Genomic DNA, 13,556 nt, shown 5'->3' on the forward strand with positions numbered 1-13,556 from the left:
ATTCAAGCTAACGAAACTCATTTTTGGACAAAAATGAGTTTCGGAAAAGCAAACATTAGCAAACCATAAATAACTACATGTATGACAAAGTGAAAAAGCCCACTGTTAGGTTAGATGAACGTGGGCTAAGGTTGTACAGGTTAAGGCATGGAAAATCGGCAGTTTCAATGACTAAGGTGTATTATCCGTAAATGGTTTGTCTGAGACCTCACCTCTGCCTTCATAAAGAACAACCACAGTTGAGTTCTTATGCTTGCTATACGGTGCTACTTGAACCCATCCATTAGGGTCTGCTCCCTCTCTGACCGTGCAGTCATCGTTTATTTCTGGAGTACAGCCGTAAGCGTACAAAAGTAAGACCCTATCATTATTTACAAGAAGCTTCATGACTGGGTTTGCATGATGGTTCTTGTAGTAATGGTTCATTGTTTCAATTTTTTTCTTGGCAAGCTCACTATCTATCGCATCATCAATTCGAAACCATTTAGTATCATAATTCTCATCGAAATTACCCCATTCGGGCTTCCAACGCTTTTGCCACTTTTCACGGGATGAGCCGCCACCAACTCCATTTTCCCATTTACCTTTTATGGCGCTAGGGATACCAATGCCAATGCTTGCGCTAGCACAACAGCCCTGAACGCTCCCATACGCAAAGTTTGCACCTCCACCATATATATCACTGACCCACATATCACGAATAAAATGAGGACCGCTTAAAGACCCTGCATTGCCAATGCTCGCAACTGAAACTGGCTTACTCTCAAAGCAACCATTAAGCAAAAAGCACATGCTTACAGCAATTAAAAATCTATACTTCATTATCAAATACCACTCGTTTGAGTTGGTTTCCTTCTTTCGTTACCGCGTTAACAAGATTGTCCATAGCAGTCTCACACCCCGCGTTGATTAGTGCATCATGAGGCCGATGTATCCATTCCTTTCCATACTGGCTAATCTCACCCTGCCAATGTGTTGGTGCAATGCTTCCTAACGGTTGAGCTAATAACTTTTCATTCAAGGTTTTTAAAGCCACATCATTTCCTGTCAATTGACTAAAATCTTGTTGATAGGCGAGCTTTTCGTCATCCCAATTAACACCTGCAACCTCTGCCTGCTGTTTCATTCTTTCTAATGGCAAAGCCGAAAGAGCATTGCTAATAGGCTGTAACTCGTAATAATAAAGGATGCCATTCACCAGTGTCACAACACCATATATACCCTTAGTTCTGCATTCCAAATTCCAAGCATCTTGAGCTTGCTTGTGTAGGCGCTCACTGTATGCGGCGGCTCCATAAACATTCTGTTGTGCTTGTATATCTTCCCTTATGGATTCTGTTTTTATTAACTCACGATTATAAGTTGCAGACAGAGGCATTCCATACCTTTCAGGTAAACCTTGCTTTGCATACTGCTCTTTTGAAGGATAACCGCCACCAATGTCTGTGTGACAGCCAGCAAACACCTCCTCATAAAAGTTAGAAGGTAGAATGCTATCGCTAGGTAGCAGTGACGTTAGAGGGAAGTTTTTCCTGTATTCGTGATGGGCGCTTATCTGGAATACACGCTCCGCACAACTAGTATCAAGTCCTAGTTCAAAATTGCCTTCATCGTTGTTTCCTGCTAGATAGAACGAGCCTACGGTATCGAACAACCCAACAAAGCGAACACTACAGGTACGTGTCTCGTCAGGATAATAACCATGTTTAAGCTGGCTACTGATATCATTTTGGTGTGTTAATAAGTTTGGGAAAACTTCACCGAATGACTCTCCATCACGCGGCTTATTATAATCAGGTAACCCATCTTTAACGGCATTAACAAAGTGACGAGCTAAAGCCGCTCCGCGACTAAAACCAAATACATCGAACTCAATATGTGTTATAGCTTGGTATTTTTGCTGGCGGATCAAATCAGTGATAATTCCATAAAATTGTTTTGTCCAATTTTGCCACTTATAAAATGCCCCAGTATCGTCAGCGACAAGGTTATAAGCCCTATCAATGAACGTCCATGTTTTCTCTAAATTATTGGGGCTGACACCAAACGCCTGAGCTAGATCGACCTCATCTTTTCCTTCATCTATCAAGGCTGGGGTTTGCCACGCTCCATCCACAGTCCCGACCCCTGCAATATAAATTTTATTGGTATCATCATCTAATGGGTAAATTTCAAATAGCCGTGCCACATTAGTGCGTGATTTTACTCCACGTGTTTCTTTGTAGAGATCATTCAGATGGTTTTGCCCAGTTCCATCAAAGAAAACCCCAATCCGTAGTACTTTTTCTTCGACTTTTTTTACATTGAGGACTGGTGTTGTCTGAGAAACACCTTGAAGCTCAAAGATGTGTTTCATTGACGGAGAAAGCAGTGGCTGATTGTACTTCCCCCATGTATTACCTAATACATAGCTCTCGCCAACTTTTATCTCCGTTAACGGTGAGGGAGATTCTTTGGTTTCTTGAGCTTCATCGACAACATCCGATTTTTCAACAATAAGAACATCGCCAGCTCTCAAAGCCATCGGATCTTGTTCGAATGATGAGTTTAATTTGAGGAGTTCTTTCGGGCTAAGGTCGTAATACCCTGCAATGTCACTCCAACTTTCATGCTGTCCATTATCCTTCATATTCACTTTATGGGTTTGAATTTCTTTGGCAGCGGTATCGTTGATATCAGAAGGTGTTTCTCTTGGTAGAAGATGCTGTTGTAAAGAAGAAACAAGAAGAGCCGTATCAATCAGTGTCGCATTTTCGTCGAGCCAAGCCATACTCACTTCGCCCAGTTGTTCGTTGGTCAACTTAGCACGGGAATAGAGTATGTGTTGTTTCCCTGGTTCTTTTCCTTCAATTTTCACTGGAACCAGTAGAGAATTAAAAATCTGATTGCTTGCGAGGGTGTTAGATATGCCATCAGATGAAGATTGAGTAATATGCCAACCCCACTTGCCGTCTCCTAGTATATCGAGTTCATACAACAACTTACCTTCGTAGAAGTAGTAATAGAAGCCATGCAAAGACCAACCTAATTTAGACTCGCTCTCTAGAGATGGCAACAAGGGGATAAACTCAGCATTAAAGTACCCTGAGCCGACAGATCTTGGCGTAACGTCAAAGGATGTGCTGATGCCAAAATTCTGATGAAACTCATGAGTCAGCTTTTTTGATTCTTCGACATGGCACTCTCCTGTGAGCACGGTATACTTTGCCGAGTCTAACGCCTCTTCAGAGTGCCAGCGTTTAATGCTCTCCTCATTATCAGATTTACTAAGAGAGAAGACACCTAATTTCAGGCTAGAGAGATCGGACTTTGGTGCATAGATCTTAATACGGCACTCAAACCCTGCTACAGGCTCAGGTTCGAGCGCTGGGGTTGGAGTTGGGGGAGCGAGAGGGGTATCCTCCTGAACTGGGGCATATCCAGCACTTGTTAACCGTTTCGGCTTAGGGAATTCTATTGGCATATCATATACTTTCATTTCAAAAGTACATTTTACCAACAGTGCATAGATCACACAGTAAGCAAGTGAATTGTTTTGCTATGCAATATGCTTGATTTCTTAGGTATTTTAACTAAAAAGACAAGCTCTGTGCACATTTACAGAATGTTTGATGGTCTTTAATCCCTAAATAGCCTTGGTACAAAGACGATATCAATTCAAAACCACCTTTTAATGAAAAATCTTTGCCTCTTCACATTAGCAATATTTGTGCAAAACTCGGCTAACTATGACCGTAGGCTTTTTGACGACACCAATAAAGGGGCAAAGGTGTGTTTCAGTTCTTAAATGGGGAAGTGTTTTCCTCATATTCCTCAACCAATACAGCTAGCCTTTCAAGTTTACAAATTAGTCTTATATTTGCTTTATCGAAAGGCATTGAGGTTACTTACCTTGGCGCGAGATTTTTTAAAGTGCTCAATACCGTGTTGTATGCGACATTCAACACTTGTACTGTTTCCCTAACGCCAGAGCTATTCATTGACATATCAACAATTTTTTCTTTTACATCTGGCTTGCGGGCTTCGTAAACTTAATCAAGTTAAAGCTCTTTCGACACTCGATACATCTGGAGCGAGGAGAGCCAGAATGCCCTTTTCCATGTTCACGAACGGGCTCTGTTTTATTACAGAAACGATATTGAACTTGGATAGTAACCATGAGTTAAAAACATCAGAAATCAGGTGGCTATATTAACATCTATCAACCGATTTGAGTTATGACCAATAAAAGGATAGTTAGGTTTTTATTGCGTAAATTATCGGTAAGATGAAGTCATATAACAGGCAATATGTCAGGTGTGTAGAATTATTCTATTTTAGGGATTTTGCTCTAAGTCTAAATGAATCTTTGCATTTCAATTTCAATAAAGCTTGGTTATTGATCATGTTTCTGAGTATGCGAATTATTATCAGTTATGCATATGATTGCTCATTGTCTAGTTTGACTTGTGTAACGTCACTTCAGCACGCACTACGCTGATTGTCTGTGTTTTCGTGTTGACAGTTTGGTACTAGGTAAAAATCAACAAGACTATGATTTCAAGGAACATTTTATGTTAAAGAAACTACTAAGTTGTTGTATCACCTCCGCGCTCTGTTTTCATTCTTCTCTCGCTTTTTCGCAACCCAATGAGATTGCGGACAGTGCAGAGTTACAACAAGCTCCCGACACATTGCCTGCCACTTTGATGCTTGCACCGGACGACATCGCCATTGCAGATCGCTATATTGTGGTATTTCAACAGCCGCAAATGATGGTGAGCAATTCAACGGAATTCGAGCAATTCACGCAACAATCCGTAGACCGCATGTCTGGTTTGTATTCGATACAAGTGGAGTCGGTTTTTGACCACTCGATAAGTGGATTTGTCGCTAACTTGAGTCCTGAGCAACTAAAAGATCTGCGTTCTGATCCTCGTGTGGACTACATTGAGCAAGACAGAATCCTATCGCTTGACCCAATAGTCTCGGCAGACGCAAATCAAACCAATGCCATTTGGGGACTAGACCGAATCGACCAACGAAACTTGCCACTCGATAACAACTACAGTGCCAACTTTGATGGGACTGGGGTAACGGCTTATGTTATCGATACGGGTGTGAATAACGCGCATGTTGAGTTCGGTGGTCGCTCAGTTTCAGGGTATGACTTTGTCGATAACGATGCAGATGCAAGTGACTGTAATGGACACGGCACACACGTAGCTGGCACCATTGGCGGCAGCTTGTATGGTGTTGCAAAAAACGTCAACCTTGTCGGCGTGAGAGTATTGAGCTGTACCGGATCGGGTTCTACTTCTGGTGTTATTGCCGGTGTGGACTGGGTGGCTGCGAATGCTTCCGGACCTTCAGTCGCCAACATGAGTTTAGGTGGCGGTCAATCTGTCGCTCTCGATAGTGCGGTGCAAAGTGCGGTTCAATCGGGTGTCAGCTTTATGCTTGCAGCAGGTAACTCCAACGCCGATGCGTGTAACTATTCTCCAGCGCGCGTTGCTACTGGTGTCACTGTCGGCTCGACCACCAGCACGGATGCACGTTCGAGTTTTTCAAACTGGGGCAGTTGTGTGGATGTATTTGCGCCAGGCTCACAAATCAAATCTGCATGGTATGACGGTGGTTACAAAACCATTAGTGGTACTTCGATGGCGACGCCACATGTAGCGGGTGTAGCAGCACTGTATCTTCAAGAAAACAGTTCGTTGTCGCCAAGCCAAGTGGAAGCCTTGATCGTTAGCCGTGCAACAAGCGGAAAGGTGACGGATACAAGAGGCAGCGTGAACAAGCTACTTTATAGCTTAACCGATGCTGATTGTGGGCAAGACTGTGGTGGCCCTGATCCAACACCGGACCCAGAAGGCAAATTAACCTCGGGCGTGCCAGTAAGTGGTTTAAGTGGTTCAACTGGTCAAGTAGCGTATTACTATGTTGATGTAGAAGCTGGGCAGCGCTTAACCGTACAAATGTATGGTGGCAGTGGCGATGCGGATTTGTATCTCCGTTTTGGAGCAAAACCAGCACTGAATGCATGGGACTGCCGACCTTTCAAATACGGTAACAATGAAACATGTACGGTCAGTGCGACGCAAAGTGGACGTTATCACGTCATGATTCAAGGTTACTCAAACTATAGCGGTGTCAGCATTCAAGCGAGCTACTAGTTATTTTTCTCGTTATTAGAAGAGAACAAAGCCCGCTTTTCGGTGGGCTTTTCTTTTGGGAATACTGTGCTTTAGGGAATGCAGTGTTTAAGAGGAGACGCTATTCAAACGTATTGGCCTTTTGCTTCAAAAACTCAACTCGAAGCGGCATCGAAGCTTTCTATTAGTAGTTAGTAGTACTCACATAAGTCGGGTTCCTCAAACAAAAACGCCCTTCATATAAGTAAAGGGCGTTTGTTATTTGACGTTTTGATTAGCGAGCTATAATACCAACCCACCGTCAATCTTGAGCACTTGGCCTGTGATGTAGGCGCTCTTGTCTGAGGTTAGGAAAGAGACGCCATTGGCAATATCTTGAACTGAGCCCATGCGCCCTAATGGGGTTTTGCCTTCCATCATTTGAATGACTTTCTCTGGCAGGTTCTTGGTCATATCGGTGGCGATAAAGCCTGGCGCGACACAGTTGACGCGTATCTGTGCACCCTTTCTTGACAGCTCTTTCGCCCAGCCTTTGCTCATTGAGATGACGCCGCCTTTACTTGCGCCATAGTTGCTCTGGCCGATGTTACCATCCGTTCCCACTATAGAAGAAATACTGACAATACTACCTGCACCCTGCTCTAGCATGACAGGAGCAACACGTTGGGTGAGTAAGAACACCGCTTTTAGGTTCACGTCGATCACGCTGTCCCAGTCTTGCTCTAACATATCTGGCAACAATGCATCTCGAGTGATGCCCGCGTTGTTAACCAGAGCATCGATTCTTCCGTGCTGCTCTACAACACTTTCTACTACTTCACTGACGGCTTCGGCATCACACAAGTTGACTTGATAACTGCTTAGCTGCGCCGACTGACTCCATTCCACGGGAGATATGTCTAGCCCGATTACGTGGAATCCATCCTCCAGTAATTGCTCACAAATCGCTTGGCCAATACCACGAGCCGCACCAGTGACTACTGCTACTTTTTCCGGTTTCATCTTGGTCTTCCTTAAATGTTGAGATTACAAATTCGCTTGTATCCCTAGCGTTTTTTGTTTTTATGCCTAGTCGCGTTACAGCTGCGCTTCTCATACGCAGGGTCTTTTATATCTTATAAAAACTATAGAAACAGTCTGGGAGTCGGATGTGAACTAATCAAGGCAACTTGATGACTATGGCAAGATCAACGTAAGAAAGTGTGTTGGAAGGCGCAAAGTTACGCGATTGGAGGACTTGGATAGAAAAGTATTGGTCTGATTAATCAAATACTACTTCATCAGACCAATATTACTTGTCTCTTAATCTCTTACAAAAGCTGGTTTTGTTATTTTCACCAGAAAAGGCTGAAGCAAGAGATTAAACAACATGCCAGCAATAAACAGGGTGATCACAATACTCGCACCACTCGGTAAGTCATAGCGAGCCGATGCGGCAATACCCGATAAGATCCCAACAATACCAATGCTGATACTAGCGACAAAGAATCGAGTTCCCTTCAATGCTGCCGCACATAAAGCTGGAATCACCAACAAAGCAAATTCTAAATAAATGCCGGTTAACTTGACCGTAATGGGCATCAGGATTGCAAAGATCAGATAAAAACCACTACCGCGCATAAACGCAGGTTTTAACCAAACCAATAGCAACATCGCAGCGGTAATGAGTGCCAGAGGCCAAACGTCTGCCCAAGTCGCCCATAACAATTGCCCATTAAGAATGCCTTGAATAAAGTCTCCGCCGTGTGGGTCTTTACTCACCAGCAGGATCGCCAGCGATGCAGACACGACAAACAAGCTGCCAATCATGGGCTCTAAATGTTGCTGGTATCGTTTCTCCATTAAGGCAATCAAACCGCAAAGCATCAAAGACATCACCCAAGGGCCAATCATTTCGCCAAAGAATGAGCCTGAGAACAGCGCGTATTGGCTCAACCAGTAGTGGCTTAGTGCTGCCCCCAATGCCGCAACTTGCGCCACCGCCAAATCTATAAAGATGATCTGACGATTAAGAACTTGTTGCCCCAGAACGATGTTGCCAACCAACGCAATTAAACCACACAAAACCGCAGGTAAAAGCCATGCATAATCCGCCATACTTAGATCCTCACAGGAACGGGCGGCACTAACACATCCAGTAAATCATCAATGACCTGATCGTACATCTCATCCAAGCTTTCACCCTCAGAAACGGTCAATGGCAGTTGAATCACAGGTTTGTCAGTATGATCTTGCAACCAGTTCGCTGGACGCTGATCCTGATGAGAGGAGTAAACAATCGCATCAAAACTGTCGGCATTTAACTTGGTGAGTGATTGCAGGTGAGATGTGGTCGGTGAAATGCCCGGTTTAGGTTCGAGATCGGCAATCTGCTTCATTCCGAGCCAATCGTACAAATAACGATACGTCGCGTGATAACCGACAACTTGCTTACCCTTTAAAGCAGCCCCTTTCTCATTCCATTCTTTAAGCTTTTTACGCCAATGAGCACGAAACTTCATACCATTCACTTGGTAACTTTGTGCGTTGTCGGGATCAATCGCTTTTAGGCGCTCCGTGACTTTACGAGATAATGGAATCATGTCATTTGCCGCAAATTGAACATGTGGGTTACCGTGAGCGTGTATATCTCCCATGCTACGGTCAACGTGAGCATGAGTATCTAACATGCGCACGAAGTCCGTCGCGTAGATCATGCTCGGCGCACCATTTTGCACCGCCGCATTGCTGCTACGAACTTGCAGCATAGGTAACCACCCCACCTCTAGCTCTGCGCCCGAACACATTGCCATGTCCGCTTGGCGCATCTTCGCAATCAAAGAAGGACGAGCTTGTACGTAATGTGGGTCTTGCTTAGCCGTTGTCGCTGAATAAATACTGGCATCTGGCGCGTGGCTTTCAAGAAAGGCTTTCCATTCTGGCTCACAAACGAAAATGTTTAGAGCCGAAGCAGGCGAAGCAATGATGGCAGCTCCTGCCGCCATCATCACCAAACTGCATTTATTTAATGTCAGCTTAGAACGCATGAGCACCGTGCGCTCCAAATGTCATCACGTATTGCAGAGTGAACACGTTGTCTGTCTCACTGTCTTGGTTATCAATGCGAGTGTATTGCGCACGGATAGTACCGAAGTGAGAAGAATCCCATGCGATCATCGCATCCATTTCTTTATCATTCAGCTCAGTAAAATGCATGTGGTCGCCATGTGCATGACCATCGTAGCTTTCTGCTTCGCCGTAACGTAGACCTGCTGACCAGCTTGGGTTGAAGCGATAAACACCCGAAACATAGTAAGCGCTTAAGTTGTTTGGTGACTCTGCATCGTTTTTATATTTGCTATCTACCACACCGTCTAACAGCATGTATTCAGCCGATAGCGTGAAGTTGCTGTATTTGTAATTACCGTCTGGTGCCCATTTCCAAACAAAATCAGCACCGTAAAGGTTCGCACCTGTCACTGCTGCGCCATGATGGTGATCGTGCTCATGCTCTTCTTCATGACCGTGGTCGTGATCTTCGAATTCTTTAACCTTGCCGTTTTCGTTACGCAGGTAACTTAAACCAAACTGCCAACTTGAAGATTCGGAGAAGTCACTACCAAGCTTCAGCGTCGTGGTGTACACGCCAACTTCAGAACCATCTTCGACAGAAGACATTTTGCTACCACTGAGCGCTTCTACACCAAGTTTTACATAAAGGTCGGTTGGCAACACGATGTTTGCACGTACACCATCATCGTAGTAGTGCGAGCCAAGGAAAGTACGATAAGCAATTGGACGCTCAACAAAGCTATCGGTGTGCATGTGTTGGTTGTTCAGGTAACCAAAGTCAGATAGGAATCGGCCAGCGCGCACGTTTACACCATATGGCAATGCCAAAGTTTCGATGAATGCCTCTTCAAGCTCTAATTCTGTCTCATCACCATGACTTTCAAGAACCGCGGTCAATGCGCCGTAAAACTTGTCGTCGATATTTGATGAGAAGTTTAATTCCGTATGGCCTAGACCAAAGCCTTCTTCGCGCTCAGAATTATGACGTTGGCCATCTTGGTAGTAGCCATCAACAACAACACCAATCTGTGGGTTCGATAGTGTGTCGGCAAAAACAGGGGATGCAAAAATGCTACCGATCACGAGAGACACCAATTTCTTATTCACTACTTTTTCCTTTTTGTTATGTTATAACATTTAATTTTGCGATGTTATAATATAACAATTCTCATTACACAAGCAGAAATTTAAATTAGGTTCCGATTTCCTGTTCGTACTCAATCCATGAATTGGGCTATCAACAAATGAATCAATTGATGTTTTTTATACGTATACTAATGAGAATTAGTAATTAAATAAGTAACGGAATTTCAATATGTTGAATATGGATTTTTCAAAAAGAATCGTGATAGATACTGCTCAACAGGAATGGATAGCCAGCCCTTCCAAAGGTGTGTGGCGCAAACCTTTGGAACGAGAAGCCAAAGAATCAGGGCATACCACCAGCGTCGTTAAGTACGAGCCAAATTCGCAGTTTTCGACTCATCCTCACCCTCAAGGAGAAGAAATATTGGTGCTCGAGGGGGTATTCTCTGACGAATACGGTGACTACCCTGCCGGCACTTACCTTCGTAACCCTCCAGGAAGTCAACACGCACCATTTAGCGAAGAAGGCTGTGTGATTTTAGTTAAACTAAATCAGTTCGAATCTGAGGATCTTGAAACAGTTCGCATTAATACAAACCAAGCGAGCTGGCAGAGTGGTGTCGGTGGGTTGCAAGTCATGCCGCTGCATAATTTTGAGCACGAACATGTCGCGTTGGTTAAATGGCCAAAAGGTGAGAAGTTTCAACCACACCGTCACTTTGGTGGTGAAGAAATTTTCGTATTGTCAGGAGAGTTTAGAGACGAGCTCGGTACCTATCCCGCTCTCTCTTGGATCCGAAGCCCACATATGAGTGAGCATTTTCCTTTTGTAGAGCAAGAAACGATCATTTGGGTAAAAACAGGCCACCTGCCACTCCAAGCTCCTGCTCAGCAATCCTAATGTTTGCACACTGGCATCGTCCATTGGAACTAAAATCGGCCCGCAATTTACGAGCCGATGATCATTTCGTCACTAAGAACCCATTATTCGCGAGTGGAGCCAGTCTTTGAGCTCAGCCCGGTTATGTTTTAACACGTTCATTTCGTGATCATCAATCGGGCTTCCTTGAAGTTCTAGTACGCGGATTTCCTTATCTAAAGCATTGTAGTTTTTAACGGTTTCAGCAAATGATGCATCGTTTTCGGTAAGCTGAGTAATGGTATCCAAATGTTCTGGGAATTCATGAGTTAATGAGTGATTTTCACCTAACATAGAGACCTCTTGGCTATTATTTGAGTACAAACTAGTGCCTAATTTTCGAGCACCACATGTATAACCGTAGCATCTAATGAGACGTTAATTCGTCGCACCGCCCACAAAAAGAACAACAAAGTTATTTTCAATTTTTCCTAGAAAGTGTTTTCTTTTTAGTCTCAATAGTCGAATGCAATAGATGCCACTATGATCGTTCTATAATAACCCTCAACAATGAGAGCGATCATGCGAAAGACAATTCTAGTTACTGGATCTACTGACGGTATTGGTTTAGAAACCGCGAAAATGTTAATTAACCGTGAACAACACGTAATAATCCATGGCCGGAATATAGAGAAAGTTCAACAAGTTGAGCAAAGTTTGAGGGAGATGAAAAGTGGTAAAGTTGAAAGCCTTGTTGCTGATTTATCCTCTCCCAATGCGGTAAAACAGATAGTGATGGAGATAACAGAACGGTTCAATCATTTAGACGTCATCATTAACAATGCTGGTGTGTACGCAACACCAAATCCAAGAACTAAAGAGGGTCTTGATGTACGCTTCGCAGTCAACACCATTGCTCCCTACTTACTCACTAGAGAGCTATTGCCGTTGCTCGGAGATACGGGTCGTGTGGTTAATTTGTCTTCAGCTGCACAAACAACAGTGAACACTAGCGCTTTAGTCGGTAATAAACCATTGTCAGATGGCGAAGCATATGCCCAAAGCAAATTGGCATTAACGATGTGGTCACGAGCAATCGGACTAAAGCTTAAGAACACTGGCCCTATGTTGGTATCAGTAAACCCAAAATCATTCCTAGGTAGTAAGATGGTTAAAGATGCTTATGGGGTTGCTGGTGGTGATATCCGCTTAGGGGCAGATATTCTAACTCGCGCTGCGCTATCAGAAGAGTTTGCTCAAGCGCATGGTATGTACTTCGATAATGACATTGAAGCATTCGCGCCCCCACACCCTGATGCATTAGATCAAAGCAAAACACAGCAGATAATTGATACTATTGAATTAATCTTAAGCAAACTCTATTAATAACAATTAAGAATTATCTTGAGGTTCGTTTTTATTCGGACCTTAAAAACAATGTATTCGATAAGTGAAACTTGTTATCACTTTTCCGCAAACTCCCAATAAGGTGGCGTGCCATAGTATTCAGCAAAGTAATCAATAAAGGCACGCACCTTAGGCGCAATTAAACGAGAGCTTGGGTACACAGCCCAAATCCCAGCATCCATCGCTAAAGGGTGATCTTCGAGTACTTCCACTAGCTGACCACTTTGTAATTCTTGATAAACACTCCAAACCGAGTTGATAGAAATACCTAACCCGTTTACCGTCGCGTCTCTCATCGCATCACCATTATCGGTTTTAAAACGACCAGAAGTTCTTACATTGAACATTCCATCTTTTGTATTGAATGACCAATTATTCATTCCAACTAAGTTAATACACTCATGATTCGTCAAGTCTTGGGGCTTGTTGGGTCTCCCAAATTGTTCAATATAATCTGGTGATGCAACGATAATACGACGATCTGGCGCAAGCTTTCTTGCGACCAATGAAGAATCTTTCAACTCAGCGACACGAATGGCGACATCAAAACCTCCCTCAACCAGATCCATAATGGAATCAGAAAATCGGCAGTCCACGGTTAACCCTGGGTAACGCGCCATAAAACCTTTTAATGCGGGCACAATATGCAAGCGACCAAAAGTTGCAGAGGCGGTTATACGTAATACTCCCGTTGGCGCGCTCTGCCCTGAGCCAACAGCTCCCCTTGCTGCCTCCACTGTTGCAAGGACCTCCTCCGCGTGAGGTAAAAATGCCTGCCCCTCTTCAGTTAAGGAAACTTTGCGTGTGGTGCGATGAACTAAACGAACTCCTAAGCTGTCCTCAAGTTTATTGATGTGTGCGCTAGCGACAGCAGGAGAAAGTCCAAGCTCCTGACCAGCCATGCTGATGTTGTGTGTCGAAGCCAAACGGACAAATAGCTTTACATGATCGATGTTCATTTAATTTTCAATTATTTGTAAAAAATCACCATATAGAGCTTAGCATTTTCTTCCTTA

The 13,556-nt window shown here is 43.8% G+C and carries 11 protein-coding genes and 1 pseudogene; 3 read left to right on the forward strand and 9 right to left on the reverse strand.

Features of this window, described 5'->3' with window-relative positions:
- Positions 1 to 171 precede the first annotated feature (171 nt).
- From R7P72_RS02870 to R7P72_RS02880, 3 genes and pseudogenes are all read right to left on the reverse strand, one after another.
- Entirely contained in the window at positions 172 to 822 is a 651-nt protein-coding gene (locus R7P72_RS02870) for a hypothetical protein (RefSeq protein WP_005373718.1), read from the reverse strand.
- Positions 812 to 3,478, reverse strand: coding sequence for a DUF2235 domain-containing protein (locus R7P72_RS02875; RefSeq protein ID WP_005373720.1), 2,667 nt, complete (start codon positions 3,476 to 3,478; stop codon positions 812 to 814). Before R7P72_RS02875 ends, R7P72_RS02870 begins: the two co-directional genes overlap by 11 nt.
- A 412-nt stretch (positions 3,479 to 3,890) precedes the next feature.
- Positions 3,891 to 4,159: pseudogene (locus tag R7P72_RS02880) on the reverse strand (transposase); the annotation flags it as partial.
- Positions 4,160 to 4,553: 394 nt separating this feature from the next.
- On the opposite strand from R7P72_RS02880, the gene R7P72_RS02885 reads away from it, so the two are divergent.
- On the forward strand, positions 4,554 to 6,158 hold the full coding sequence (locus R7P72_RS02885; protein ID WP_213907147.1) for a S8 family peptidase: 1,605 nt from the start codon (positions 4,554 to 4,556) through the stop codon (positions 6,156 to 6,158).
- Between the two features lie 261 nt (positions 6,159 to 6,419).
- Here R7P72_RS02885 and fabG read toward each other — a convergent pair whose 3' ends face one another.
- The 4 genes from fabG to R7P72_RS02905 all read right to left on the reverse strand — a co-directional run bounded on the left by fabG (position 6,420) and on the right by R7P72_RS02905 (position 10,295).
- Entirely contained in the window at positions 6,420 to 7,139 is a 720-nt protein-coding gene (gene fabG, locus R7P72_RS02890; RefSeq protein WP_033906346.1) for a 3-oxoacyl-ACP reductase FabG, read from the reverse strand.
- 300 nt (positions 7,140 to 7,439) lie between these two features.
- Positions 7,440 to 8,234, reverse strand: a complete 795-nt coding sequence (locus R7P72_RS02895; protein WP_005373725.1) for a metal ABC transporter permease — start codon at positions 8,232 to 8,234, stop codon at positions 7,440 to 7,442.
- Positions 8,235 to 8,236: 2 nt separating this feature from the next.
- On the reverse strand, positions 8,237 to 9,163 hold the full coding sequence (locus R7P72_RS02900) for a metal ABC transporter solute-binding protein, Zn/Mn family (RefSeq protein ID WP_025767961.1): 927 nt from the start codon (positions 9,161 to 9,163) through the stop codon (positions 8,237 to 8,239).
- On the reverse strand, positions 9,153 to 10,295 hold the full coding sequence (locus tag R7P72_RS02905) for a hypothetical protein (RefSeq protein WP_005373731.1): 1,143 nt from the start codon (positions 10,293 to 10,295) through the stop codon (positions 9,153 to 9,155). Before R7P72_RS02905 ends, R7P72_RS02900 begins: the two co-directional genes overlap by 11 nt.
- 208 nt (positions 10,296 to 10,503) lie before the next feature.
- Between R7P72_RS02905 and R7P72_RS02910 the strand changes: the two genes are divergently transcribed.
- The gene (locus tag R7P72_RS02910; protein WP_005373734.1) at positions 10,504 to 11,175 is read left to right on the forward strand and encodes a cupin domain-containing protein; all 672 of its coding nucleotides are present in this window, start codon (positions 10,504 to 10,506) and stop codon (positions 11,173 to 11,175) included.
- Positions 11,176 to 11,247: 72 nt separating this feature from the next.
- Here R7P72_RS02910 and R7P72_RS02915 read toward each other — a convergent pair whose 3' ends face one another.
- A complete protein-coding gene (locus R7P72_RS02915) occupies positions 11,248 to 11,487 on the reverse strand; it encodes a YdcH family protein (protein WP_005373737.1) in 240 nt (79 codons plus the stop codon).
- A 228-nt stretch (positions 11,488 to 11,715) separates the two neighbouring features.
- Here R7P72_RS02915 and R7P72_RS02920 point away from each other — a divergent pair, with 228 nt between their 5' ends.
- The gene (locus R7P72_RS02920; RefSeq protein ID WP_005373739.1) at positions 11,716 to 12,519 is read left to right on the forward strand and encodes an SDR family NAD(P)-dependent oxidoreductase; all 804 of its coding nucleotides are present in this window, start codon (positions 11,716 to 11,718) and stop codon (positions 12,517 to 12,519) included.
- A gap of 77 nt (positions 12,520 to 12,596) precedes the next feature.
- Here the strand turns inward: R7P72_RS02920 and R7P72_RS02925 are convergent, their stop codons facing one another.
- Complete coding sequence (locus tag R7P72_RS02925; protein ID WP_005373741.1) at positions 12,597 to 13,499, reverse strand: LysR family transcriptional regulator; 903 nt, start codon at positions 13,497 to 13,499, stop codon at positions 12,597 to 12,599.
- Positions 13,500 to 13,556: the final 57 nt, after the last annotated feature.

Origin of the sequence: Vibrio sp. Vb0888 (genome assembly GCF_033338835.1) — a bacterium.
In the GTDB taxonomy this organism is placed as follows: Bacteria; Pseudomonadota; Gammaproteobacteria; order Enterobacterales; family Vibrionaceae; genus Vibrio; species Vibrio alginolyticus.

Bases quoted from the DNA above. Each gene is read 5' to 3' on its own strand.
- R7P72_RS02870 (WP_005373718.1), bottom strand. From the start codon at position 822: ATGAAGTATAGATTTTTAATTGCTGTAAGCATGTGCTTTTTGCTTAAT.
- R7P72_RS02875 (WP_005373720.1), bottom strand. From the start codon at position 3,478: ATGAAAGTATATGATATGCCAATAGAATTCCCTAAGCCGAAACGGTTA.
- R7P72_RS02885 (WP_213907147.1), top strand. From the start codon at position 4,554: ATGTTAAAGAAACTACTAAGTTGTTGTATCACCTCCGCGCTCTGTTTT.
- fabG (WP_033906346.1), bottom strand. From the start codon at position 7,139: ATGAAACCGGAAAAAGTAGCAGTAGTCACTGGTGCGGCTCGTGGTATT.
- R7P72_RS02895 (WP_005373725.1), bottom strand. From the start codon at position 8,234: ATGGCGGATTATGCATGGCTTTTACCTGCGGTTTTGTGTGGTTTAATT.
- R7P72_RS02900 (WP_025767961.1), bottom strand. From the start codon at position 9,163: ATGCGTTCTAAGCTGACATTAAATAAATGCAGTTTGGTGATGATGGCG.
- R7P72_RS02910 (WP_005373734.1), top strand. From the start codon at position 10,504: ATGTTGAATATGGATTTTTCAAAAAGAATCGTGATAGATACTGCTCAA.
- R7P72_RS02915 (WP_005373737.1), bottom strand. From the start codon at position 11,487: ATGTTAGGTGAAAATCACTCATTAACTCATGAATTCCCAGAACATTTG.
- R7P72_RS02920 (WP_005373739.1), top strand. From the start codon at position 11,716: ATGCGAAAGACAATTCTAGTTACTGGATCTACTGACGGTATTGGTTTA.
- R7P72_RS02925 (WP_005373741.1), bottom strand. From the start codon at position 13,499: ATGAACATCGATCATGTAAAGCTATTTGTCCGTTTGGCTTCGACACAC.